At 41.8% G+C, this 24,503-nt stretch carries 20 protein-coding genes; 9 read left to right on the plus strand and 11 right to left on the minus strand.

What is annotated here, in order from left to right; all coding sequences use genetic code 11:
* The first annotated feature begins 16 nt into the window (after positions 1-16).
* Positions 17-1,006, plus strand: coding sequence for a glycosyltransferase family protein (locus IZT61_RS14435; RefSeq protein ID WP_196097663.1), 990 nt, complete (start codon positions 17-19; stop codon positions 1,004-1,006).
* A 646-nt stretch (positions 1,007-1,652) separates the two neighbouring features.
* Positions 1,653-2,711, plus strand: coding sequence for a nucleoid-associated protein (locus tag IZT61_RS14440; protein WP_196101324.1), 1,059 nt, complete (start codon positions 1,653-1,655; stop codon positions 2,709-2,711).
* Between the two features lie 384 nt (positions 2,712-3,095).
* Here IZT61_RS14440 and IZT61_RS14445 read toward each other — a convergent pair whose 3' ends face one another.
* The 6 genes from IZT61_RS14445 to IZT61_RS14470 all read right to left on the minus strand — a co-directional run bounded on the left by IZT61_RS14445 (position 3,096) and on the right by IZT61_RS14470 (position 9,449).
* Entirely contained in the window at positions 3,096-4,442 is a 1,347-nt protein-coding gene (locus IZT61_RS14445) for a DUF58 domain-containing protein (RefSeq protein WP_196097665.1), read from the minus strand.
* A 301-nt stretch (positions 4,443-4,743) separates the two neighbouring features.
* Positions 4,744-5,721 carry an AAA family ATPase gene (locus IZT61_RS14450; protein WP_196097667.1) on the minus strand — a complete coding sequence of 326 codons (978 nt, stop codon included), beginning with the start codon at positions 5,719-5,721 and terminating at the stop codon, positions 4,744-4,746.
* Positions 5,702-6,892, minus strand: coding sequence for a DUF4350 domain-containing protein (locus IZT61_RS14455; protein ID WP_196097669.1), 1,191 nt, complete (start codon positions 6,890-6,892; stop codon positions 5,702-5,704). The genes IZT61_RS14450 and IZT61_RS14455 overlap by 20 nt, the downstream gene beginning before the upstream one ends.
* On the minus strand, positions 6,889-7,614 hold the full coding sequence (locus IZT61_RS14460) for a DUF4129 domain-containing protein (protein WP_196097671.1): 726 nt from the start codon (positions 7,612-7,614) through the stop codon (positions 6,889-6,891). The genes IZT61_RS14455 and IZT61_RS14460 overlap by 4 nt, the downstream gene beginning before the upstream one ends.
* A gap of 1 nt (position 7,615) precedes the next feature.
* Positions 7,616-8,500 (minus strand): hypothetical protein, encoded by an 885-nt coding sequence (locus IZT61_RS14465; RefSeq protein WP_196097673.1) that lies wholly within the window; start codon positions 8,498-8,500, stop codon positions 7,616-7,618.
* A 1-nt stretch (position 8,501) separates the two neighbouring features.
* Positions 8,502-9,449: a stage II sporulation protein M gene (locus tag IZT61_RS14470; RefSeq protein ID WP_196097675.1), complete on the minus strand. Its 948-nt coding sequence runs from the start codon at positions 9,447-9,449 to the stop codon at positions 8,502-8,504.
* 645 nt (positions 9,450-10,094) lie between these two features.
* On the opposite strand from IZT61_RS14470, the gene IZT61_RS14475 reads away from it, so the two are divergent.
* Positions 10,095-10,835 (plus strand): RDD family protein, encoded by a 741-nt coding sequence (locus tag IZT61_RS14475; RefSeq protein WP_196097677.1) that lies wholly within the window; start codon positions 10,095-10,097, stop codon positions 10,833-10,835.
* Between the two features lies 1 nt (position 10,836).
* On the opposite strand, the gene IZT61_RS14480 is transcribed toward IZT61_RS14475, so the two are convergent.
* From IZT61_RS14480 to IZT61_RS14500, 5 genes are all read right to left on the minus strand, one after another.
* Positions 10,837-11,232 carry a DUF2752 domain-containing protein gene (locus tag IZT61_RS14480; RefSeq protein WP_196097679.1) on the minus strand — a complete coding sequence of 132 codons (396 nt, stop codon included), beginning with the start codon at positions 11,230-11,232 and terminating at the stop codon, positions 10,837-10,839.
* A complete protein-coding gene (locus IZT61_RS14485) occupies positions 11,232-11,561 on the minus strand; it encodes a CD225/dispanin family protein (RefSeq protein ID WP_196097681.1) in 330 nt (109 codons plus the stop codon). The genes IZT61_RS14480 and IZT61_RS14485 overlap by 1 nt, the downstream gene beginning before the upstream one ends.
* Before the next feature lie 155 nt (positions 11,562-11,716).
* The gene (locus IZT61_RS14490; RefSeq protein WP_196097683.1) at positions 11,717-12,439 is read right to left on the minus strand and encodes an SGNH/GDSL hydrolase family protein; all 723 of its coding nucleotides are present in this window, start codon (positions 12,437-12,439) and stop codon (positions 11,717-11,719) included.
* A 183-nt stretch (positions 12,440-12,622) separates the two neighbouring features.
* Positions 12,623-13,345, minus strand: a complete 723-nt coding sequence (gene lipB, locus IZT61_RS14495) for a lipoyl(octanoyl) transferase LipB (protein WP_196097685.1) — start codon at positions 13,343-13,345, stop codon at positions 12,623-12,625.
* A gap of 11 nt (positions 13,346-13,356) precedes the next feature.
* Positions 13,357-14,004, minus strand: a complete 648-nt coding sequence (locus tag IZT61_RS14500) for a 4'-phosphopantetheinyl transferase family protein (protein ID WP_196097687.1) — start codon at positions 14,002-14,004, stop codon at positions 13,357-13,359.
* Between the two features lie 71 nt (positions 14,005-14,075).
* Here IZT61_RS14500 and dcd point away from each other — a divergent pair, with 71 nt between their 5' ends.
* The 6 genes from dcd to IZT61_RS14530 all read left to right on the plus strand — a co-directional run bounded on the left by dcd (position 14,076) and on the right by IZT61_RS14530 (position 24,323).
* Positions 14,076-14,612, plus strand: a complete 537-nt coding sequence (gene dcd / locus IZT61_RS14505) for a dCTP deaminase (protein ID WP_196097689.1) — start codon at positions 14,076-14,078, stop codon at positions 14,610-14,612.
* Positions 14,613-14,654: 42 nt separating this feature from the next.
* Complete coding sequence (locus IZT61_RS14510; RefSeq protein ID WP_196097691.1) at positions 14,655-17,414, plus strand: carboxypeptidase-like regulatory domain-containing protein; 2,760 nt, start codon at positions 14,655-14,657, stop codon at positions 17,412-17,414.
* A gap of 613 nt (positions 17,415-18,027) precedes the next feature.
* Entirely contained in the window at positions 18,028-19,368 is a 1,341-nt protein-coding gene (locus IZT61_RS14515; RefSeq protein ID WP_196097693.1) for a glycine-rich domain-containing protein, read from the plus strand.
* A 142-nt stretch (positions 19,369-19,510) separates the two neighbouring features.
* A complete protein-coding gene (locus IZT61_RS14520; protein ID WP_230383714.1) occupies positions 19,511-22,201 on the plus strand; it encodes a carboxypeptidase-like regulatory domain-containing protein in 2,691 nt (896 codons plus the stop codon).
* A gap of 405 nt (positions 22,202-22,606) precedes the next feature.
* On the plus strand, positions 22,607-23,368 hold the full coding sequence (locus IZT61_RS14525; RefSeq protein WP_196097695.1) for an enoyl-CoA hydratase/isomerase family protein: 762 nt from the start codon (positions 22,607-22,609) through the stop codon (positions 23,366-23,368).
* A 73-nt stretch (positions 23,369-23,441) separates the two neighbouring features.
* Positions 23,442-24,323: an SDR family oxidoreductase gene (locus tag IZT61_RS14530; RefSeq protein WP_196097696.1), complete on the plus strand. Its 882-nt coding sequence runs from the start codon at positions 23,442-23,444 to the stop codon at positions 24,321-24,323.
* The last annotated feature ends 180 nt before the right edge of the window (positions 24,324-24,503 follow it).

Consider the following 24,503-nt stretch of genomic DNA (forward strand, 5'->3'; position numbering starts at 1 on the left):
ATATTCGGGGCAATAAATGAAAATACTTTACGCAATACAAGGAACCGGAAACGGACACATCAGCCGTGCCCGGGAAATTATTCCATTACTGCAGCAATACGGCGAACTCGATATCTTGGTCAGCGGCACACAGGCCGACGTAAAACTGAGTCAGCCGGTTAAATATCAGCTTCACGGCTTCAGCTTCATTTTCGGAAAAAAAGGTGGTGTAGATCATTTTAAAACCTGGCTCAACATGAATCTTTTTCGGTTTAGAAAAGATATGAAGCAATTGCCACTTAAAGATTATAACCTCATCGTAAACGATTTTGAACCTGTTAGTGCCTGGGCTTGTAGGTTGCAAGGCATCGAATGCGTTTCGCTAAGTCATCAGGCTGCCTTTAAATCCAAAAAGGTTCCCCGGCCGCGTACCCTCGATTGGGGCAAGCTCATTTTAAGTCGGTATGCCCCAACAAAGCACCATATTGGTTTCCATTTTGATAGGTACGATACATTTATCCACACCCCGGTAATCCGATCAGAAATACGGGCGCTGGAGCCCAAAAACCTCGGCCATTATACGGTTTACCTCCCCGCTATTGACGACAAGCGCCTGGTGAAATTGCTTGGCCAGGTTCCGAATGTAAAGTGGCAGGTTTTTTCGAAACACAGCAAAGTAAGCTATCAAGCCGATAATGTATCTGTAGCGCCTGTTAACAACGAAGCCTTTAATAAAAGCTTGGCCACTTGCGAGGGGTTGTTTACCGGCGGTGGTTTTGAAGGCCCCGCAGAAGCCTTGTATTTAAAAAAGAAGCTGTTGGTTGCGCCGATGCGTTTCCAGTTTGAGCAGCAATGCAATGCCTACGCCTTAAAGCAATTCGGCCTACCCGTAATTTGGGGCAGTACAAAAAATTGGCTCCCAATCATAAAATCGTGGGTGCAGAACCCGCAAAAGCATCAATTCGATTTTCCTGACGAGACGGCAAAAATTATTGATGACATGGTAAAGAAATATGCTCGTGTTTAAAGAAAGTGTTACAGCCATATCTTAACGGCTTTAATGAGGGTTGAGGGGGTGTCATGCTAAGGCAGCCTGTCCCGATTTCTTCTATCGTGTGGACACATCTTTGAACATCGTTTTGCGAGCTGAAATCATCGAAATGACAACATATTTTAGGGTGTTTTCTATGAACGATCGTCATCCTAAGAAGTCAGTTTTTTGAAAAAAAGAGAGTTGGGATGACAGGTTTTCACCGAATCGTCATTTCGACCGAAGCAGAGAAATCTTTGAACTCCGCATCGAAAAAAGGCTTCAAAGATTTCTCCGTTCCGCTACCGATGAAAAATCGGTACAAGTGCGCTACAGTCGAAAAGACGAGCAAATTTTAAATCTGTCATTGGTAGCTCGACTGGGGATCCTAATGCGCAATAAATTCGGTGCGGAGCATTAATCCCGTACGTACGGGACCGCCTGCGCAGGAATGACGGCGCAAAAAACGGTATGTGGGATTTTCATTCATTTGGCTAACCCACAAATTAACTAGTTGTAGGCCGTTAAATTCTAATATCGGTTAAGTTTCTTAATGAGTTTTAGATACAAGCAGCAATAAAAGGTCGTGCTTTTTGTTCGATAAGGCTAATATTATTTCATCGCTTTGCTTACTTTTGCCGCCATGGTCTCATTTTTCGAAGCTTCGCTAAAGCAACTTTCTATCCATCATACCGGCAACAAATTGGTTGAGGAATACTACAAACTATCTGATGCCCCGTTAAAAATCGACGATGAGGTTTTGGGTAATTTGTTGATGCAGTATTTTTTGAAACCCTTTGAAAAAGTGAACGAAGTTTATCGTTTTTACCATCCAAATGATAACCTGAACTTAAATGAGGTGTATCATTTCGTACATGAAATTTTCGAAAATAATCAGCTGTTTCACGAAGATTCGCAACAATTGGCCAAGCACCTGTACGATGTGGCCAATCATCCGAAAATAAAATCGGGCGAATTGTATGTGGCCTATTTCGAGAAAGTTCAAATTGAGGGCGAGCAGCTTGATGTAGTAGGCATTTTCAAATCGGAAACTAAAGACACGTATTTAAAGGTGTACCCCGAGCAAGATGGTTTTAACATGAGCTATGAGCAAGAGGCAATTAGCATTAATAAGCTGGATAAGGGCTGTTTGATTTTCAATGTTGATAAGCAAGAGGGTTATAAAGTTGTAGTGTTAGATCAGGCAAAAAGTAATAACGAATCGGCCGTGTACTGGAAAGATGAGTTTTTGAAGTTGAAGATCAGAAACGACAGCTACAATCAAACCAATAACGTTTTGGGCGTTTATAAAAACTTTGTAACGCAAAAGCTCGATGATGATTACGAAATCAGTAAGGCGGATAAGATCGATTTGCTAAACCGTTCGATGAAGTATTTTAAGGAGAAAGAAACCTTTGATATGGAGGAGTTCGGGAATGAAGTAATTGGAAATGCAGAGGGAATCGAATCGTTTAAAAACTATAAGAAAAATTACGAAGAGGAATACGAAAGCCCCATTGCCGATAATTTTGAGATAGCCGAATCGGCCGTAAAAAAGCAGGCCAGGGCCTATAAAAGCGTTTTAAAGTTGGATAAGAACTTTCATATTTATATTCACGGCAATAAAGACATGATAGAAAAGGGCTACGATGAGGGAAAATCGATGAACTTTTACAAAGTTTATTTTAGAGAAGAGGAGTAAGTTTGGAGTATTGAGTGGGGAGTATTGAGTTGGAAGTTTTGAGTATTGGTGCATTTGCCCTTCGACTGATGACTAAACATTAAATCGTCATCTCGACCGTAGCGGAGAGATCTTTAAAGCCACCTATTTACAACTAGCTGGTATTCATCGGATCACTAAACATCAACTCGTCATCTCGACCGTAGCGGAGAGATCTTTAAAGCCCCATATTTACAACTACTGGTATTCATCGGATGACTAAAGATTAAATCGTCATCTCGACCGCAGCGCTTCAAAGGAGCTCCTTTGGAGGAGAGATCTTTGAAGCCACATATTTACAATTAGCTGGTATTCATCGGATGACTGCGGACTTCCAACTGAAAACTGAGAACTGAAAACTGAGAACTAAATCCGCTGCTGCGCTTTCAGTGCCAGATACTGATTCACCACGTTTACAGTTAGCTTTTGTGGCGGGGTTAAGATAGATAAGATGCCATTTTTGTTTAATTCCTTAACCATCAATCGCTTTTCATAAACGAATTTCTCTGCGATGGTTTTATGATAAATACCTTCAATATCTTTAGCTGGCTCCATACTCAATGCGCTGAGCTCTGTGTTTTCGAAAAATACCACCAATAACAAGTGATACTTTGCAAGTCGCCGTAAATAAGGCAGTTGCCTTTGCAAGGCCGACATACTTTCGAAATTAGTGAAGAAGATGAGCAAGCCCCGCTGTTTCACCACGCTTCGAACAGTAGAATACAGGGCCTCTAAATTGCTTTCTAAATACCTGGTTTTTTCCTTGTACAGCACATTCATGATGTTTCCAAGTTGCGCAGCCTTTCTATCGGCAGGCACAACCGAGCCAATCGTTTCTGAAACCGTAATCAGGCCAGCTTTGTCCTCTTTTAGCATGGCCACCTTTGCGAGTGCAACACTGGCGTTAATGGCATAATCGAGCAGGCTTAACCCCTCGAACGGCATGCGCATTACCCGCGATTTATCGATAATGCAATAAATATTCTGCGAACGCTCGTCAGTATACGTATTAACCATGAGGCCGCCTTTTCTGGCTGTGGCTTTCCAGTTTATCGTCCGGATGTCGTCGCCGCCAACATAGTTTTTAATTTGATCGAACTCGGTACTTTGTCCAATCTTTCTGATTTTTTTAATTCCAAGCTCAGTGAGCTGATGAGAAATGGCCATCAATTCGTATTGACCAAGGTTGATGAAAGATGGATAAACGGGCAACGTGTTGGCTGTAGCCAGGTTATACCGGCGGCTAATGAGGCCAATGGGCGAACTAATGTAGGCCCTGATTAAGCCAAAATTGTATTCGCCGCGTTTTGTTGGGCGTAAGTTGTAATGGATAGACTTAATTTCGGCGGGTTTCAGCGCAAACCGGAAATCCTTATCACGAATTTGAAACTGAAAGGGTACTTCATCAATTACACGGGCATTTACGCCAAATCCATAGCTATTTTTAATCTCGATTTGAATGGGGTTTTCATCGCCATTGCTTAATCTTTTTGGTGTAAACCTTCGAGCATTCACACCTTGTCTTATTCGGTACAAAATGAACAAATCAATTAAAAAAAAGGCGAGCAATACACCCGTTGCAATCACCGGAACTTCGCCAAGCCACGCGAAGAAAAACTTCAGCAAAAAAAGCACGACGCAAACGCCCAGGGCCGCAAATAAGCGATCGTTGAGGAACAGGTTGGTATAATATTGCTGAAAGAATTTTTTCAAGGGTTAGTTTTTTAGTTTGTTTAAAATTCTCGTTTTGCTGTCATCCTGAGGTACGAAGGATCTCTAACCGATTAAACTCCGAACCTGAGTCTGGTAAGGTATGTTCCGTATGTGGTTAAAAACCTACAGATTCTTCGCGATGCTCAGAATGACAAAACCTTTGCTGTCATCCTGAGGTACGAAGGATCTCTAACCGATTAAACTCCGAACCTGAGTCTGGCAAGTCATGTTCTGTTTGCGGTTAGAAACCTGCAGATTCTTCGCTGCGCTCAGAATGACAAAACCTTCTGAGCAGGCTCACTTACCTCGGCACTTCAATTCTTTTTATAATCTGATGAACAATATCGCTTGTTGTTAAGCCTTCCATTTCCTTTTCGGGCGATAGTAAAATTCGGTGTGCCAAAACCGGAATGGCCACCATGATAATATCGTCTGGCGTTACAAAATCGCGTCCTTGAATGGCTGCCAGGGCTTTTGCGCTGTGCACAATAGCCAAAGAAGCTCTCGGCGAAGCACCCAAATAAAGCGACGGATTGTTGCGGGTCTCGCTCACGATCTTCGCGATAAATTCGAGCAGCTTCGGTTCAACAAACAAACTGCGAATCACGCTTCGTGCCGATTGAATTTGCTGAACAGACAAAACTGCCTTTACATCGCTGGCCAGTGTTTTATTTACAAGGTTATGTTGCGACATTAAAATGGCGGTTTCTTCTTCAAACGACGGATATTTTACTTCTATTTTGAAGAGAAACCGATCAAGCTGTGCTTCGGGCAGGCGGTAGGTTCCTTCTTGCTCAATGGGGTTCTGAGTGGCCAAAACCATAAAGGGCTCATCCATAATATAGGTATGCCCATCGATAGTTACCTGACGTTCTTCCATTACCTCAAACAGCGCCGATTGGGTTTTAGCGGGAGCGCGGTTAATTTCATCAACTAAAATGATGTTGCCAAAAATCGGCCCTTTTCGAAATTCGAAGTCTCCGGATTTGGTGTTAAATATCGGTGTTCCCAACACATCCGAGGGCATTAAATCCGGCGTAAACTGTACCCTCGAAAACTGCGCATCGATTGATTTTGCGAGGAGTTTTGCACTTAATGTTTTCGCTACGCCGGGTACACCCTCAATTAAAATGTGGCCATCGGCAAGTAAGCCGACTATTAAAAAGTCGATAACCTGCTTTTGTCCGATAATGATTTGGCCAAGTACGTTTCTAATCTGCTCAACCGCTTCGTTTAAAGCCGTTAAATCGGTACGTTGGTTAAATTGTTCCTGCTCCATGGCGTTGTGTATTTTTATAAAATTGTTCTATGCTTTCGTTTAAACCAATAAGTTGATGATCGCTTAAATCGCTCATCTGCGGAATTTGCATAAAATAATTGGTTAATGTTTTGGCAGATGGTTCATTTATGCCTGTTTTTTCGATCAATAATTGAGCAAAACTCGCATCGATATCGTTCGTTTTGATATAATATCGGCCACGTAAAAAAGCCAGAAAATAATTGATCTTTTTAAGTGCAATATCGAGGTTGTTGCGCTCGTGGTAATAAACGCTACCTACCACGTTTACAAAATCGACCGACGAGTTTTTAAGCGGATCGGCCACGGGGATAATTCTTTGCTTGCGCTTAATATCATAAAGTACAAAAATGATCAGGCCAAAAATACTCAGGTAATAGGCCCATCTGAGTTCGGGATGTTTAAAAAACACCCTTAAAATATCGGTCGTTTCGTTCTTTTTTGTGGCGAAATATTGATCTAAGATCAGTTCGTTGCTTTTTTGAATATAGCTTAGAGTTTTGGCCGCATATTCGGCGCCATATTTATTCAGCAGGGTGAAATTGGTGTAAAAGCCAGGCTCGGCAATAAGGTAAAGTGCGCCTTTGCCGAAGGGGTATTTTACAAAGTTTGCCTTCTGTTGTTGGTTTACGCCCAATACTATCGCCCGGGTCGAATCGATTTGGCTAAAGTACTGTCCGCCTATGCCACGTTCGAAACCATAATTGGCCTCGGTTTTTAAAGCTTCGTTGGTAAAATTAAGCGACGGCCGCTCCATCGACATTGTTTGGGCTGTTCTAAGCTTCAACTCCTCTGCCATTTTTCCGAAATCGTAGCTGGCAATGAAAATCGAATTTCCTGCCCGCATAAATTTTTTCATTTGCTCAAAATCTACCTTACTAATGTTGGCCGTTTGCGCAACAATTAGATAAGCAGAGCCGTTACTACGCTTGTTTTTGAGCGTATTATATATTGCCAGCCGCGATTGCTCAATTTTGGCACCCGGCAAAATGTCCTTTATCCTATGGTGTAAAATGTACGTTCCGTATGGAATTTTATCGGTAGAAATATAAGTTGGCGCCCAATTGGTCGGCGTAGGCTTGTTGTACTGCGCCACGAGGTAAACAACGATGAGAACGAGGCCAATGCCGAAGTAGATTTTATATCCTTTCATTTAATTTGTGTTTTAAACTGGTTAAATGATTGGTTAATCGGTTCAAACCTGCCTTTATCTATAGGGAAATCGCCATACCAAATGTAGTCGAACTGGAGGGTTAGCTTGCTAAAGTCTGCCTTGAGCTCGGGCTTGCTAATTTCCATTAAATAGTTATAGTTGGTTTTTTCGGGTTGCCATTGTATAATCTCGGCATCGCTAAGTTTTTTTAACGCCTGCAGGTATAGCAAGCGTACCGCAAGGCGATATTTGCCTTCGCCTATTAAACGTTGCAGCTCTTGCTCGTAATCTATTTCATGAATATTTTCGGTAATTACATCGTAGGGAAGAATGGTTTCCTTCGGTTTCTTGCTAAAGATATTCTCGGCGCCGATAATTTTCGTAATGATGAAGATAACCAACGCAATGCCAAGCCCAATAAAGAAGTATCGGGAGACAGCGTTCGATGCGGCACCAACAAAAAGCTCGTTAATGGCCGACCAAAACCACATCCAAAACCGATCCCAAAGCGATAGCTGTCTGCGCTCTTGCTGGTCGTATTGAAACGCTTTCTGATCTTTATAATCACTTATTGCTTCCTTATCAAATTTCGCCGGCGTAATTTTACTGCTATCCGTTTGCAAAACAATGGGCAACGCAGTCTTCTTTGCTTGCGCAACCACATTTACGGGGCAAACATAAAGCAACGATGCAAGGAAGCAACCAACAAGAAATCGCAGCATATTAATATTCCTCAGGTCTGGTGTCTGTTGGTTTTTCAGTATCTCCAAATTGTGTTATGCGCTCCATTAAACCTAAGTTTTCTTTCTGCTCTACCAGGCTAAAGTAAACGAGCGTAACGGTTATAATGGGTATGATAAAGAAGACCTGGCAAAGCGATTGCAGAACGGTAGTAATCATAGTTAAGGTTAGCGACATTTGAGGGCTTTTATGGGAAAGCAAGCCGACCATATTCAACAGGGTTGTTGGCAGCACCACCATCGTCATACACGCATAAATAATAATCCAAACAATGATAAGTGTACCAAAAGTGACCCAGAAGTTATCTTTTATCAACTGAAAGCTTCGGTTAAATGAAAAAGCCAACGATCCGTTTTCAATAATCATAATGGGGTAAATCATCGATACAAAGGGAAACAGCCAGAAAAATGGTACGATACAGAATATGAATGCAATACAAAGTAACAGCAATAGCGCTATGGAACTGCCGAATACCCTGAAAAAATAGTGCTTAAAATAGCCCCAAACCTCATCAATAGTTGGTGTTTGGTTGCCTTTCTGGATATAAATTGCGATATAGGAATGAATGGCCACGCTCATACTTGCATACGAGAAGAGACTGAATAACAACGATAGAAAATATTCTATACCAAATGTCGACCCGAACGGATTTCTGTTTGAGCCCTGGGAAATCTTAATGTCGTTGAGAACGTTCACCATTTTGTATTGCTGCAACAGCATGGCGGCCATGCTCGCCAATACAAAGAGCCCACAAAAAATTGCGTAAGTGGTAATTAAGGGCTTGAAGTTTTGCCGAATAAATGCGAAAGTGTCGTTTATGATCTGGCCAAAATCGCGGCGCTTTTTAAATTCGAATGGTGATAGCATGTTAATTTATTACTTTTTTTGATAATTGTATTGGATAGATAATGACGTACCAGATAATAAAAGCTGCGGAAGATAGTAAAATGAGCAGGCTGATTACGAGTGGCATTTCGGTATAACGGGTAACAAAGCTCTCGAAAAATGCGGCGACGATAAAAATTGGGACTAAGCCGACAACGATTTTTAATCCATCTTTTGCGCCTCTCAAAACGGAAACTTTGCGGGTGTAGGTTTTAGGAAAGAGGAAGCTGTTACCTAGCACCAGCCCGGCGGCTCCCGCCAGCACGATCGCCGAAATCTCGAGCGTTCCGTGAATCCATATCACCAATACAGATTTTACGCCCAGCCCTTTACTAAAGAAAAAATATTGAAATGAGCCGAGCATAATCCCGTTTCTAAATAGCGAGATAATGGAACCGAACGAGAATAAAATGCCCAATACGAAGGTGTACAGCGCAACATAGATATTGTTCGATCCGATTTTAAGGAACATTAGAAACTGGTTTTCGCTTTTGTAAACACCAAAAGGATCGCCTTTTGCAATATTTTCATTCGTCATGTTTACATACGCATCGCCCATAATTAACCGAACAAAGGTGTCATCGTACTTGGCCGATAATAGGCCAATTAAACATGAAATGATGAAGAAGATAAATGCGTAATGAATTTGTTTTTTATAGGTAAAAAACAACAGCGGCAGCTCGGTTTTCCAGAAGTGGGTAAATCGGTTGGTGCTTTCTTTTTTGTTTTTATAAACAGATTGGTGGAGCTTGGAAGCTAACCCATTAAGATATGCAGCAGTTTTTGAATTTGGATAAAACGTGCGGGCGTAAGCTAAATCGTTGGTAATTTCTATAAACTGATTTGCAATTTCATCGGGATTGGCTTGAAGCGAATGCTCGTATTGTTTCCACTTGTCCGAATTTTGTTTTACAAATAGTGCTTCTCTCATGTAAGGCGTTACCAAATCTTCGGTTAAAATAGTTAAATTTTTAAGGATATAAAATATGTGGAGCTGAATAAAATGAAAGGCTGCGCCGTTTTATTACTTTGGGTTTAACGCATAGTCTCATAGTCCCTCTTTGGAGAGGGTTTCACAAACGAAACATACCGGAATCCACACAAAGGGAGAGGATTTTTCCAAATCATCCCCTCCCAAAGGGATGCCTTTGGCACTGCCCCCTTCGAAGGGGGACGCAGGGCGCAGATAGCGAACGAGTAAATTTCAAACGTCATTCGTATTGATTTTTTGCTGAAAAATCCTTCTCAGGATGACATTATTTTCTGTTTTATCCTCAACTTAATACACTGAGACCGGCTCGGGATATATGGATAAGTTACTTCGCCCTATAAAATCTATGTTTTCTATGTGCCTATGTGGTCGAAGCGAATTTACCTCGCTCACCCTGTTTTTATGCGCCGTCTTTGCCCCAAAGGGGCTACTTCGTAGCGAAATCGATTGAAGCAATCTCATGGTAAGGTGTTATCATTGGTGGATGAGGTGCCTGATGTGAGTTTCGGAATGGCTTAAACCTTGTTTTATAAAAATCAGCATTTGAATACGTTGATTATCCTTAAAAAAAATTATGTTTGAAACATGGATAGCATCAAAATTAGCACTACTCAAAATATCGATATTGATTACGAAGTTTCGGGTCTCGGCGAAAGGATGGCAGCCAGATGCATCGATCTGGCCATTTTTGTTGTCGGAGGAATAATATTTATGATATTGATGACGGTTGCGAGTATGAACATGTCGGGAACGGCTGCTATCGTCATCGCGATTATCTTCTTTGCAATTTTCGCTTTCTACGATCTGGTTTGCGAAATGATGATGAATGGTCAAAGCATCGGTAAAAGGGTGCTTAAAATTAAGGTGATTAGCCTTGATGGAACCCAGCCCACATTTAGCCAATATTTATTGAGGTGGCTATTTCGGATAATCGATTTTGGCATCCCGTTCGGTTGGGGCACTGTAGCACTTATTGCTGTTGCAGTAAGCAAGAACCACCAGCGTTTAGGCGATATGCTGGCTAAAACCACTGTTATAAAAACTGTTCCCCGAACCCAGTTAGAAAATGTGGCCTTCAGCTTTAGCCTGCCCGAAGATTACGTGCCCAGGTTTAAGGAAGTATTGCATTTGAACGACCGCGACGTTGAATTAATTCATGAAGTGTTAATGGGCTATTACCAAACCGGCAATGCGGAGCTGATTTATACCATGACTGCCAAAACAACAGCACATATTGCGGTTAACGTACCTGCTGATATGAACGAACTACAGTTTTTAGAAACGGTGTTGAAAGATTATAAGGCGCTAACCTCGGTGGCGATTTAAGCTATGCGGCTAAATAAGTAAACGGCTTGGCCGGAATGTTTCTGGCGATCCAAAAAGCAAGAACCAGAATAAATATCAGCTTTGGCACCAGTGGCTTTTGCCAGATTTTTAAATCGTAATTCTTGTTGGTAACGTAGGAAGTGATTTTTAAAATAAAGTGAAGAAATAAAAATGGCAAACTCACTACCATTAAAACGTTGAAGTCTAAAGCCTGCCCAACATTTCCATGCAACAGTGCGTGTACAGCTCGTTGCGAGCCACACCCGGGACAATCGAGATGCAGGTATTTGTGAAAAGGGCACTCAGGGAAAAAAGTGTACATCTCAGGGTTATAGCTGTAGTATGTTATTGCCAATGCTATCAGGATTATAATCCCTAAGATGTACTTAAGTTTCATTATCTATAGTTGCTCATCATTGCGCCACCCATGCCCAAAACCACAAAAAAGAGGATGTACAACACATAAACGCTGATTCCAACGAAAAAGCCGATTTTGGTCCACTTTCCGGCGGTTGCGGATGCTGCTTGTGCGCCTGCATAATCGCCCATGGCATATTTGCTGTTCACGCTTGCTGCATTAATAATCCCAACGATGCCGAATGGGAGGCAGCAAAATAAAGTTACCAGAATAGATTCTACCAACCAGTTTTTGGGTGGAATGCCTGGAGAATTGCCAAAAGGAGTTTGTCCAAATGGAGCATTTGATTGGGATGTTGGATCTTCCATAGATTAAATTGTTAAAGGGTTGATTTAAATAGTTAGACTAATGTAAAATTTTTCTTCTAAAAAGAAAACACATCTGCCATTTATTTAATTTGATAATCAGGAAGTGGAATGTAACCGAGCAACGCAGAGCGGTTAAAAAGAAGCAATAACTGTGGTTACAGAAGAACAGCCGAAATCTTCGGCAATAAGGCCGAGGCCCATTCATTGTACATTTTTGCGCTTGGGTGTAATCCATCGGCGGCAATTAGCGATGCATCGGTTTTTGCATTTCTCGAGGCAGGGGTTATATCAGTATAACTTACGCCCGCTGCAATAGTAATCTCTTTATTTGCGGCATTGAATGCATCAATTTCGGCGGCGATTGTTTCCGGGTTTTTGCCCGAGTTTTTGCTAAATGGCGTAGCACCCCAATCGGGTATCGAAACTACAAAAACTTTAGCTTTATCGCCATTGGCAAACGCAATTGCTTTTTGCAATAACTCAGCAAACTCTTTCTTGTATGTCGACAACGGGTATCCACGATACTGATTGTTTACACCAACTAATAACGTGACATAACTGAAGGTTTGCGTCAGATTTTCGCTTTTAATTGCGCTTTCAAGCTCGTCCGTTGTCCAACCCGTTTTGGCAATTATTTTAGGTGCACCAACATCAAATCCCTTTTGTTTTAAAGCATTTTGAAGCTGATAGGGAAACGATTCTACCTGCTGCACCGATTCGCCAATGGTATAAGAATCACCCAATGCCAGATAGGTAAACCTGGCATTTGCATTAAAGTTGTTTGTGGGCAGATCGGTTTTTGGCATGCTCGGATTTTCGCTGGTTTTCGTACATCCCGAAGATAGCAAAGAAAGTAAAATGCAGACGAATAGTTTCATGAATTAATTTACGAAGAACATCGAGCGATAGATTTTAAACGATTGCTATATCCTGCCATTTCAGGTTTCAATCTTTGCCATGCTCCGTTGACTGAAGTCAACGGCAATAAATAGCATTACCGCTAGTCGATTCATTGCCGTCATTTCATTGCCGTCAGTTTCAACTGACGGAACATAGGCAAACTACACCAACTCCATTTTAAAAAGGTCGGCAATGTGATTTTTCAATCTGCCCTTAACCTCTTCCATATCCAGTTTACGGCCAAGCTCGGCTGCTAAAGAAGTTACCGCCTTATCGTCGATACCACAAGGCACAATATTTTTAAAGTAATCGAGATCAACATTTACATTAAAGGCGAAGCCGTGCATGGTAACCCATCGGCTGCACCGAACGCCCATTGCACAAATCTTGCGGGCCTTGTCGTTATCCGCGTCTAGCCAAACACCTGTATAACCCGGGTATCGTCCCGCATCGATTCCATAATCTTTTAAAGTTAAAATTACCGCCTCTTCCAGCGTACGCAAATAGAGGTGAATATCAGTAAAAAAATTATCCAGATCTAAAATCGGGTAACCAACAATTTGTCCCGGGCCGTGATAGGTTATATCGCCACCGCGGTTAATTTTGTAATAAGTTGCATTCTTTTCTTTCAGCCCCTCTTCATCCAACAACAAATTTTCGGGGTGCCCGCTTTTTCCGAGTGTGTACACATGCGGGTGCTCACAAAAAATTAAGTAGTTCGGAGTCGGCGTTGTTGTATTGTTCGTGCGGTTTTCGGATTTTATGGCAACCGTTTTATTTAGTAGTTCCTCCTGTCTGTCCCAAGCCTGTTGGTAATCGGTTAAACCCCAATCTACAAACTGCGTTAACACCAAACCAGTCTCATTTTTCTCTGCTTCGTTCATCAGCTCTGTATTTACGATGGACTGGCCACATAACCCAGCATGTATCCGTCGTTGGTTTTAAAATAATTGATGCTCAACTCTCTCGTTCCGTTTGGCAACTCCACAATTGCATTTAAGCTGCCTTTCTTTTTTAGTTTAAAGGGCTTAATGTGAATGTGTTGTTTAAACTCAAGTCCCTTTTTTCCGTGCCATTTATAAATAGCCTCTTTTGCACACCAGGCAACATATAAACCATCGATGTTATCGCCAAGCTGCTTTTGGGCAAGTTCAATATCACTTAGAAACTTATGCTTAATCGTTTTAACTTTATGCTTAATGAGTTCGATATCTACACCAACAGCATATTCCTTACTAATCATTACTGCGGCGTAATCATAAGAGTGGCTTAACGAAATGTGGTAATCGGAATTAACAAGATAGGGCTTGCCATCTGCATCAAACTGGCAATCGATATATTCAGAAGTGTTAAGCATCGTTCGCAGCAAAAGCCTTGTACTTAGCCAATGCAACAAGCGTTTTCCGTTATTTAACGACGAAATAATATCCAGCTCGTGCTGCTTAAGCTGTAGCCCGGCCAACAGTTCTTCTTCCGTTTCTTCAATTTTCCAAATTGCTAAAACTGAATGCCCATCAATATTTTGGTTGTAAACGATCGCCATTTATTAAATTGGAAGTTACATGCAAAATTATCTTAAATAAATGATAATTTAGGCCAAAAATACGCATAAAAATGATATTATCTGATAGCAGGATATTAGAGGAAATTGAGAAAGGAACGATTATAATTGAACCGTTTAAACGCGAGTGTTTGGGAACAAACTCTTACGATGTTCATTTGGGGAAATATTTGGCTACTTACACCAACCGTGTTCTTGATGCAAAGGCACACAACGAGATTGAGCATTTCGAGATTCCTAAAAACGGGTATGTATTGCATCCGGGCACTTTGTATTTGGGGGTAACTTTAGAATATACTGAAACACACGCACACGTACCATTCTTGGAAGGCAAGAGCAGTACTGGCCGTTTGGGTATTGACATTCATGCCACAGCCGGCAAAGGCGACGTAGGTTTTTGCAACACCTGGACGCTCGAAATATCGGTAGCACAGCCTGTAAAAGTTTATGCCGGTATGCCCATCGGGCAGCTAATTTACTTCGTGGTAGAAGGCAACATCGCAACGATGTACAACACCAAAGGAAATGCAAAATATAACAATAAAACAACCAGACCTGTAGAAAGTATGATGTGGAAGAACAAATTTTAGCGGTTTTATTAAAAACCGGCAAATCACCCTAACCAAATTACTATGAAAATTAAACGCTTGTGGCTAACCCTCGCCACGCTCATGTTTTGTACCTATGCTTTTGCACAAACCGAATCCGCTGCGCATGCGCCATTGGTAAGTGCGTTAGAGAAGTGGGCAGGACAAAACCAACAAGAAAAAATTTACCTCCACACCGATAAGCCCTATTATTTAGTTGGCGATACCATTTGGCTCAAAGCTTACGTTACAATGGGTAGCGACCACGTTCCATCGACCATAAGCGGAGCCATTTATATCGATTTATTAAGTGAGGGCGATTCTATAGCTAAAACCATAAAGTTACCTGTAATGGGTGGCCTGGCCAAAGGCGATTTCGTTTTGAACGACAGCACCACCCGCGATGGCAATTATCGCATTAGGGCCTACACCGAATGGATGCGAAATGCAGGCCCCGATTTTTTTTACGACCGAACTTTTAGCGTGGGCAATTCGGTTGCCAATGAGGTTTTCGGGAAAATCGATTATATTTTCGAGCAAGATAGAAATAAGCCAAAAGTTAAGGCCGTTTTAAAATATACCGATGCAAAAGGGAAGCCTTTTGGCGAACATGGTGTAAGCTATAGTATTAAGGAGGGGTATAAAAGCCTTTCATCGGGCCGTGGCACAACAAATGCCGCCGGAGAAATAAGCGTAGAATTGCCCGCTTCCAAAAATCCATCACAAAATACCACTTACCTCGTTACCCACTTTACCTTAGATGAGGCAACTAAAGTATCGAAAACGTTTCCATTAAAAACCAGTCAGCTTCAACCCGATGTTCAGTTTTTTCCCGAAAGTGGCTGCCTGCTTGCCGATACCTGGAACCGGGTGGCGTTTAAGGCAACGGGCACCGACGGGTTGGGCGCAAAAGTTAGCGGAAGCATTGTTGATAACGAACAAAAGGAAATAACAACTTTCGAAACCCAGCACTTGGGAATGGGCTTTTTTAATCTGATGCCCGAAAAGGGAAAAAGCTATACAGCAAAAATTAAGATGGAGAACGGTTTTCAAACAGCTGTACAACTGCCCGAAACCAAAACAGATGGCTACACGCTGGCCGTTTATGGAAGAGAAAACGGCCAGGGCGCACAGGCCGATACCGTTTTGCTGAGGATAAACACCAATGCAGAAACATTAGCTAAAGGTGCGCAGCAACTCAGTTTAATTGCACAATCGGGCGGAACGGTTTACGCGGCGTTGCCAATAAACGTATCCAAAACAACCACTTCGCTTTATATGCCAATTAAACAGGTTCCATCGGGAATATTGCAGTTTACACTTTTTTCGCCAACCGGAACCCCAATAAACGAACGTGTATTTTTTGTTCAGAAAGACGATAACATGCAATTAAAGGTTGTCGAAACCAATAAAAGAGAATACAAAAAAAGAGATCAGGTATCGCTGGCAATCGCATCTACAAACCCGGCGGGCCAACCCATCAGCGGGAATCTATCGGTTGCAGTAATTAGCGAAGATGCGGTGCCATTTGATGAAACAAAGGTAAATACCATTTACTCGCAGCTTTTGCTCAAAGCCGATATTAAGGGCTACGTTGAACAGCCGAACTATTACTTTTACAATGCAAACGAAAAAACCAGAGAAAATCTCGATTTGTTAATGCTTACCCAAGGTTATCGCCGATTCGTGTGGAAAGATGTATTGGCCGGAAAAGCACCCGATGCAGGTTACAAGGCCGAAAAGATTGTCAACGCTGTTACCGGGCAACTTAAAACGCTAAGCAATAAGCCGCTTGCAAACGGTACGGTGACGCTTTTAAACAACAAATATGGCATTCTTCGGGATACCGTTTCCAATCAGCAGGGAAAGTTCAGCTTCGATAACCTCATCATTTTAGATGGAACTGAATTTACTTTGCGGGGCCGAAATCCGAAGGGTGGAAAGTTAGTGGAGGTTTTAGTAGATAAGGCCGGAAGCCAACCTGTAACCCCCAACCCCAACGTTGGCGACTTAAATCCCGACATCTTATCGTTGGTTAAAACATCTTTAGAAACCAGCAGGGCGCTTGATGAAGAACTGGAAAAACACGGTATGTTGAGCAGGGTTCAGCAGCTTCGCGAGGTAAGCATACGGGCAAAAAGTAAAATGGCCTATGGAAACACCATTAAAGAAAGTCAGGCAGATGAAATTTACCGCCCCGATAGCCGAAGGCCATGCAAAACCCTAATGGATTGTTTAATGCGAATGGACGGAAGCCGCGTAAACTTTGTTTATAAGCAAGGAACTGATAAATACGATGATTGCGGCCCGCTATACATTCCGATGTTTCAACGGGAGCAATACACCGTGATCATTGATGGGATGACGATAGCGCCATGCGATTATCAAACATTTTTTACCGGAGATCACCCTGCAGACATTGATAAAGTTTACTTTTCGCACGAAAGTAAGGGCGTTAGTGCAAAGCTTACAGGTACGGGAACTTTTGGGCCGGTGATGGCAGTTTTTACACGCACGGGCAATTTCCGCAGGGGATACGACCCATCGGTAATTACCTACTTCCCCAAGGGATACGACAATGCGAAGGAATTTTACAGCCCGAAGTATAACGTACAAAATCCTTCGAACGTTCCCGATCAGCGAAGTACTGTTTATTGGAATCCGTCGGTTATTACCGGTAGAGAGGGAAAGGCAGAGATCAGTTTCTTCAATTCCGACCAAACCGGAAGTTATCTGGTCGTTGTAGAAGGGATAAATGGGCAGGGCCTATTGGGTAGAACAACCTATCGATATAATGTAAAGTAATAGGTGGGTATAATATCTAGCTTGACGGTTTTTAAACATCACTCAGATTCTGACCAGCGGCCGACTGATGGTTATCGGTATTTCAATCATTCTCGGGCGCTTTCAAAGTCTCTTGTATCATCTTCATAGATCAATTTTTTCAGCAAATCGCCACTCATAGCTGGCATCCTGAGCTTAAATTTATCGCATTAAATCAATATGAGTGACGTTGAGAGTTGAAAGAATGTTAAGCATTATGGTTAACCACCTCGTCACCCTGTCCCGTACGTACGGGATCAGGGCCTTTGTAGCATGAAAGATGCTGATCCCGAGGCTTCGGTACAGCACCACGACCGTTCGTGTAAAGGTTTATTTTACAGCTAGTTGATGCAACGAAGAATCCCGAAGCGATGGAGCACAGAACGTCAATAATCCACTGCTGAAGAGCGGACGGCGAGTACGGTAAGAAGTAGTTTAGCGATGCTTTCGCGAAAATCCGGCTATTGCATGAGATCTTACAGATATTCACCCATTTTTTGTATATTAGTATTTGGCAATCTTCGATCAATGCTCTCAAGTGAAGCGTCGAAGGATAGAGATAGCCTATCATCTAAATTACATCGATACCAACAAAATGAATCAAGAACTTTGGCGTAACATACTCGCTTTCGAGTTTGAGAATCCAACAGAGGATTATGGATTTTCTACAAGACTTGCCAAAGAAAACTTTTGGACTAAGGCCTTTACTGAACAAGCAATTTTAGAGTACAAAAAATTTATGTATCTGGCGGCTACCTCAAATCTTATGGTTTCTCCGTCTGAAAGTGTTGATATTGTTTGGCACCAGCATTTGGTTTTCACCCAGTCTTACCAAGATTTCTGCAATACGATCGGAAAGAAAATTCACCACATTCCGTCAACCCATAACAAAGAGGATTTTGAGAAATTTAAACAGGCAAAAGAGAGAACTTCAACGCTTTACGAAACAGATTTTGGTGCCCAGCCAAAAAATATTTGGGGCTATAACAACATCTTCGAAAGCCTAAACCTCGAAAAGGCAGACACCAAAATTACAAGTTTTATAATTAGTGGTATATTGGTATTTATTGGTTTATCCGTTCCAATCTACTTTTTATTAAAGCCGATTTATTTAGACATCGATAATCTCCATTTTATAGTTGGCTATATCATACTAACAATCATCACCCTTTTAGCATTGGCTGTTTATAGCCAAACATGTTTTGATAACATAGTTTCACAGTTCGATAAATCTTCATTTATATTTAAGTTGAAGCCTTTCGAGCTTGTTTATGCAAAAACGCAAAAATTATCGGAGGTATTGCAAGGGGCTGTAAACGAACTTATAGAGAGCGGAGTCATTCAAATAAATGCAGATAAAAATATTGAACTTGTAGAAAGTAAGGTAACGTTGAGCAAGGAGCAGTCGCAAATCGTTTCCGTGTTAAATGAAACAGGCGAAATATCTTATTTTTACCTATTAAGTATATTAATTGCGAAGCCAGTTTTTAGCAATACAGCCAATTGTTTAGAAGCATTTAGAAAATACTTTAACAAGTCAAAAAAATTCGATTCGTTATACCGCAAAAACTTTTATGTTTTAATGATTTTACTATTGTTGGGGTCGACGAGAATTGCAACAGGCATCTTACGAGATAAGCCAGTTGCCATAATTTTACTGGCAACATTTGCTGTTTCGATATTTACGATCCAATACTTACAATCTTTAACGAAACAAATTTCCACCTATGCGCTGCCAGAGCTTTATGAGAAAAAAATTTTACCAACCAAGCAAATAGAAGGCAATTGGCAATGGAGCTACTTTTTGTTAGGCTCGGCTGTTTTAACAAGTTCACTCACTGAATTGATGAAATCTGAAATCAAAAAAAAAAGTGACTACTCCAGTTCATGCGGCAGTAGTTGTAGTAGTAGTTGTGGTGGTTGCGGAGGAGATTAATAACACACATTCATAACAGTATTTTATGATTTGCAAGACACCATTGATAGAAAGCATAACTAAGTTCTAAGTTCACCACTATTTTACATAGAAATATCGCCCATCTTTTGTACCTTGACGCAGAATTACTTAGCCTCAACACATGAAACTTAAAATTACTCTCGCCCTTTGTTTTCTTTTGGGATTAGTCGGTTTTACCGCATTTACGATAGATGATGATCCATTTGCCGAACTCCTGAAAAAATTTGAAGAATACACGGTAAAATACCCGCAAGAAAAAGTCCATTTACATTTAGATAAACCTTATTATGCCATTGGGGACGACATTTGGTTTAAGGCTTATGTGCTAAACACCAAAACCGCCGCCCCATCAACCATCAGCAAAATTTTATATGTCGAATTAATTAACGAAAAAGACTCGTTAAAGAAGCTGCTTAAGCTCCCGTTGATGGCGGGAATTAGTTGGGGCGATTTCAAATTGACAGATTCGTTAAGCGAAGGCAATTATCGAATCCGTGCTTACACCAATTACATGCGCAATTTCGGAACCGAATTTTTCTTCGATAAAACGATAAAAATTGGCAACAGTTGGGCCAATAAGGTTTTTACCAAAACCACTTACAATTTTAGCAAGGATAATGCTACCGATAAAGTAGCCGCAACCATTCATTTCGAAGATAAAAATGGTATCGCCTATAGCGAAAACGAGGTTAGCTACGATGTGCAGTTAGATTACCGTTCGATAGCAAAGGGAAAAGTAAAAACCGATTTGCAAGGCAACGCAGCCATTAACTTTACCAACAACCAGTCGTTTCAAAACAAATCGGGCAAAATTATAGCAACCCTTACCCTGCCTAACAAGGAGAAAGTAACCAAGTCTATTCCGATAACCTCAACCTCTAACGATGTCGACGTTCAGTTTTTCCCCGAGGGCGGCACTTTAGTAGAATTGCTTCCGCAAAGAATTGGCATTAAGGCTACCGCATCAAACGGCCATGGCGAAAATATAGAAGGAACAATTGTAGATGAAAATGGCACTGCAATAACCACTTTTTCTACAACCTACCTGGGCATGGGGAATGTGGTTTTCAATGCACAGGCCGGCAAGTCGTATTCGGCAAAGGTGAAGTTTAAAGATGGGTCAGAAAAAACGTTTAAGCTGCCCCTTGCCGCCAAAAGTGGCTATGCCATTTCACTTAACACTACCGATACCAGCAACGTTGTACTTCGAATTATGGCAAGCGCCGACCTGATCAACAATAATGAACTTAAAATTATAGCGCAAAGCGGGGGCAATGTCTATTACGCATCCAAAGCGAAAATGGATAAACAGGTTTTGCAGGCTGTAATACCAAAATCGAAGCTGCCTTCAGGCATAGTTCAGTTTACCTTATTTAGCAACGATAACCAGCCAGTTGCCGAGCGTTTAATCTTTAACAAGCATCAATCAGAATTGATTAATGTATCACTTGGTACCTCCGGCGTATCTGCCCAAAGGAAAGGTAAAGCAGCTTTTACATTTGATGCCACAAACCAGTCGAAGCCCGTTTTAGGTAGCTTCTCTGTTTCGGTTACCAATGCCAATAAGGTGGCTCCTGATGAGGATAATGAAACCAACATCCTTACTTCGCTCTTGCTCACGTCGGATTTGGCTGGCTACGTTGAAAAACCAAATCACTATTTCTTAGATGATGATCTGAAGACACGAAAAGAACTTGATAATTTAATGCTTACACAAGGCTGGAGAAGATTCATCTGGAAAAATATTATCAATAACGTTGGCCCGAACATCACCTACAAGCCCGAGGAGTCGATTACCATCAGTGGTACAGTAACCAAGGGCAATAAGCCAGTTCCTAATGGCAAAGTAATGCTTATGGCCACTAAAGGCACGCTTTATATCTTAGATACGGTTACAAACGCCGAAGGAAAATTCGTTTTCGATAATTTGAGCTTTACCGACAGTACCAAGTTTGTGGTACAGGCCAGAACAAAAACCGACCGAAAATTTGTAGAAATCAACCTCGATGTAGTGCCGGGGCAAATTGTTACCAAAAATAAGAATAGTGCCGATATAGACGTTAATGTAAACAATACCTTAATGAAGTACATTAAAGAAAGCGATAACTATTTTAATGAAATGACAAGGCTTGGGCTTATGGAACGAACGATTAAGCTAGATGAAGTGACGATTACGGAAAAGAAAAATCCGGCAAAAAACTCATCGAACCTCAACGGTGCCGGAAGAGCAGATTTTATAATGACAGCTGCTGATTTATCCACTTGTGTTACGCTATCGCAATGTTTGCAAGGCCGATTGCCCGGCGTAATTTTTCGCGGCAATATTCCCTATTTAATGCGCAGTCAGAATACGCCAATTCAGATTATCTTAGATGGCATGCCTGTGGAGGCCGACTTCTTAGATAATATCGTACCCACTGATGTTGAATCGATTGAATTGTTAAAAAATATTGGTAATACTGCCATTTATGGCTCGCAAGGTAGTGGCGGGGTAATCATTATTACCACCAAGCGTGGTGGCGGTACCAGTAGCTACGACCGTTATGCGCCCGGAATCGTTACCTTTAACCCTCGGGGCTTCTCTGTAGGTCGAGAATTTTATTCACCCAAGTATGATGCCGCCAGTACCAGTAGCAGGGCCGATTTGCGAACCACAATTTATTGGAACCCACAGGTGGTAGCCAACAACGATGGTAAGGCGAAGTTTGAGTTTTATAATGCCGATGAACCAGGAACTTACCGGGTGGTTATTGAAGGAATTGATGCCTTTGGACATTTGGCCAGAAAAGTTTACACTTACGAAGTGAAGTAAGGTGAAAGCCTAAAGCTGAAAGACCAAAGCGCATACTTTGTGCGAATGTTAGGTTAACTCATCGCTAACTCCTCCCCTCTGGGGAGGTTGGGTGGGGCTTAAAAAGGTGGAGGGTGTAAAGGTGAAAGCCTAAAGCTGAAAGACCAAAGCGCATACTTCGTGCGAATGTTAGGTTAACTCATCGCTAACTCCTCCCCTCTGGGTAGGTTGGGTGGGCGTTAAGTTGAAAGTTTCAAAGGGTTGCTTAAAAGAAATAAAAGTCCTTATGTGGTTAATTAAAATAACTAAAGCACAAAACACTTTAGCGATTACCAAGTTTATAATCACAACAACAAAATGAGCAGTTCCTAGCTCCCTCTCTTCAAGGAGAGGGCGGGGGGAGAGGTTCTTGATACAATTTTAAAAATGAATACAATAAAAGTAAGCGTAAAAGATAGGTTGGCAACGATCACATTCGATAAAGGAAAGTCAAACGCTTTAGACCGCGAGTTGATTACCGAACTGGATGATATGCTTAAAAATATTGCTGCCGACGACAATATAGGTGGCGTAATTTTAACCGGAACGGCTCCTTTTTTCTCTGCCGGGCTAGACTTGGTAGCGCTTTATAACTATAACGAAGAGGAAGCGAAATCTTTCTTCGAGCTGTTTTTTAATTTTACGGCAAACATTGTTTCTTTCAAGAAACCGATGGTTGCGGCCATAAGCGGACACAGTCCTGCTGGTGGCTGTGTAATTGCATTGGCCTGCGATGCCCGCGTAATGGCCGAAGGGCAATATATTATCGGGCTGAACGAGGTTCCGGTCGGGATTATTGTACCTAATAGCATTTTTCAACTTTATTCATTTTGGATAGGCAAGGCGGAGGCTTCACGAAGTTTACTTACCGGCAAGCTTTACAACCCCGAAGAGGCATTGAAAGTAGGCTTAATAGATGAACTGGTAAAAGGAGAAAGCTTGCTTACCGCGGCCGAGAGAAAGATAAAGAAGTTTATGGAACTCGAAAGCAACACATGGTCGCAAAGTAAACTTAATATTCGCGAGGAGCTCATTGCTTCGATGACGACCGACCAATCGGCGACACTCGAAAAAGTGTTAGCACAATGGTGGGCACCAACTACTCGCCACATTTTAAAAACCATTTTGGCTAGTTTGCAGCGGAAGTAATTCAGCATACAGTTCGCAGTTTTCAGCTTGCAAAACGAACAATTTAACAATATCAACAATTTAACAATACTGTATGTTCAATTATAATTCGCCGATGCTGAGAGAAGATGCCTTAAAAGGCAAAACCATTGTTATAACAGGAGGTGGAACGGGCTTGGGGAAAGCAATGGGCGTTTATTTTCTAAAGTTGGGTGCAAACCTGGTTATTACAAGTCGTAAATTAGACGTATTGCAAAAAACCGCCGGTGAGATGGAGGAAAAGACGGGTGGAAAGGTTTTGGCAGTGGCTTGCGATGTTCGCGAAGCCGATCAGGTTGAAAATGTATTGACCAAAACGCTCGAGAAATTTGGATCAGTAGATGTTTTATTAAATAACGCTGCGGGCAACTTTATTTCACCCACCGAGCGTCTGTCTGCAAATGCCTTTTCCTCTATTATCGATATCGTTTTAAAAGGTACCGTAAATTGCACATTGGCATTCGGCAAGCATTGGATTAAAGAAAAGCAAGCAGCAACCGTATTAAATATTGTAACCACCTATGCCTTTACAGGTTCGGCCTATGTAGTGCCATCAGCTTGTGCAAAAGGCGGCGTGTTGGCCTTAACACGATCGCTGGCCGTAGAATGGGGGAAATACAACATCCGAACCAACGCAATTGCACCCGGACCGTTTCCAACAAAAGGTGCCTGGGAAAGATTATTGCCCGGAGATTTAGCCAAGAAATTCGATTTTAAAAACCGGGTACCACTCAAAAGAGTTGGCGAACACCAGGAACTCGCAAACCTTGCCGCATTTTTGGTAAGCGATTTTTCCGGTTACATTAACGGAGAAGTAATTACCATCGACGGTGGCGAATGGCTACAGGGCGCCGGACAGATGAACGGATTAGAAGCCATACCGAGTGAAATGTGGGACATGCTTGAGCAAATGACGCGTAGCGCAAAGGGGAGTTAGGTTTTGAGTTTTGAGTTTTGAGTTTTGAGTCCGTGCCAAGGGCATCCCTTTGGGAAAGTCCGAAGTCCGAAGAAAATGCCAATCAAGTTAGTGATTTATTTCCAGCAATTCAACAATATAGCAATTCAACAGTTAACCAATTAATCCATTCTGCGATTTCATTCGATCCGTGTAATCAAA

This window comes from Pedobacter endophyticus, from assembly GCF_015679185.1.
Classification (GTDB): Bacteria; Bacteroidota; Bacteroidia; order Sphingobacteriales; family Sphingobacteriaceae; genus Pedobacter; species Pedobacter endophyticus.

What these genes read in the sequence shown, in the direction of transcription:
- IZT61_RS14470 (WP_196097675.1), bottom strand. Translation starts at nt 9,449, where the DNA reads ATGAGAGAAGCACTATTTGTAAAACAAAATTCGGACAAGTGGAAACAA.
- IZT61_RS14520 (WP_230383714.1), top strand. Translation starts at nt 19,511, where the DNA reads ATGAAACTTAAAATTACTCTCGCCCTTTGTTTTCTTTTGGGATTAGTC.
- IZT61_RS14475 (WP_196097677.1), top strand. Translation starts at nt 10,095, where the DNA reads ATGGATAGCATCAAAATTAGCACTACTCAAAATATCGATATTGATTAC.
- IZT61_RS14435 (WP_196097663.1), top strand. Translation starts at nt 17, where the DNA reads ATGAAAATACTTTACGCAATACAAGGAACCGGAAACGGACACATCAGC.
- IZT61_RS14510 (WP_196097691.1), top strand. Translation starts at nt 14,655, where the DNA reads ATGAAAATTAAACGCTTGTGGCTAACCCTCGCCACGCTCATGTTTTGT.
- IZT61_RS14525 (WP_196097695.1), top strand. Translation starts at nt 22,607, where the DNA reads ATGAATACAATAAAAGTAAGCGTAAAAGATAGGTTGGCAACGATCACA.
- IZT61_RS14465 (WP_196097673.1), bottom strand. Translation starts at nt 8,500, where the DNA reads ATGCTATCACCATTCGAATTTAAAAAGCGCCGCGATTTTGGCCAGATC.
- IZT61_RS14450 (WP_196097667.1), bottom strand. Translation starts at nt 5,721, where the DNA reads ATGGAGCAGGAACAATTTAACCAACGTACCGATTTAACGGCTTTAAAC.
- dcd (WP_196097689.1), top strand. Translation starts at nt 14,076, where the DNA reads ATGATATTATCTGATAGCAGGATATTAGAGGAAATTGAGAAAGGAACG.
- IZT61_RS14480 (WP_196097679.1), bottom strand. Translation starts at nt 11,232, where the DNA reads ATGAAACTTAAGTACATCTTAGGGATTATAATCCTGATAGCATTGGCA.
- IZT61_RS14515 (WP_196097693.1), top strand. Translation starts at nt 18,028, where the DNA reads ATGAATCAAGAACTTTGGCGTAACATACTCGCTTTCGAGTTTGAGAAT.
- IZT61_RS14490 (WP_196097683.1), bottom strand. Translation starts at nt 12,439, where the DNA reads ATGAAACTATTCGTCTGCATTTTACTTTCTTTGCTATCTTCGGGATGT.
- lipB (WP_196097685.1), bottom strand. Translation starts at nt 13,345, where the DNA reads ATGAACGAAGCAGAGAAAAATGAGACTGGTTTGGTGTTAACGCAGTTT.
- IZT61_RS14485 (WP_196097681.1), bottom strand. Translation starts at nt 11,561, where the DNA reads ATGGAAGATCCAACATCCCAATCAAATGCTCCATTTGGACAAACTCCT.
- IZT61_RS14460 (WP_196097671.1), bottom strand. Translation starts at nt 7,614, where the DNA reads ATGCTGCGATTTCTTGTTGGTTGCTTCCTTGCATCGTTGCTTTATGTT.
- IZT61_RS14530 (WP_196097696.1), top strand. Translation starts at nt 23,442, where the DNA reads ATGTTCAATTATAATTCGCCGATGCTGAGAGAAGATGCCTTAAAAGGC.
- IZT61_RS14440 (WP_196101324.1), top strand. Translation starts at nt 1,653, where the DNA reads ATGGTCTCATTTTTCGAAGCTTCGCTAAAGCAACTTTCTATCCATCAT.
- IZT61_RS14455 (WP_196097669.1), bottom strand. Translation starts at nt 6,892, where the DNA reads ATGAAAGGATATAAAATCTACTTCGGCATTGGCCTCGTTCTCATCGTT.
- IZT61_RS14500 (WP_196097687.1), bottom strand. Translation starts at nt 14,004, where the DNA reads ATGGCGATCGTTTACAACCAAAATATTGATGGGCATTCAGTTTTAGCA.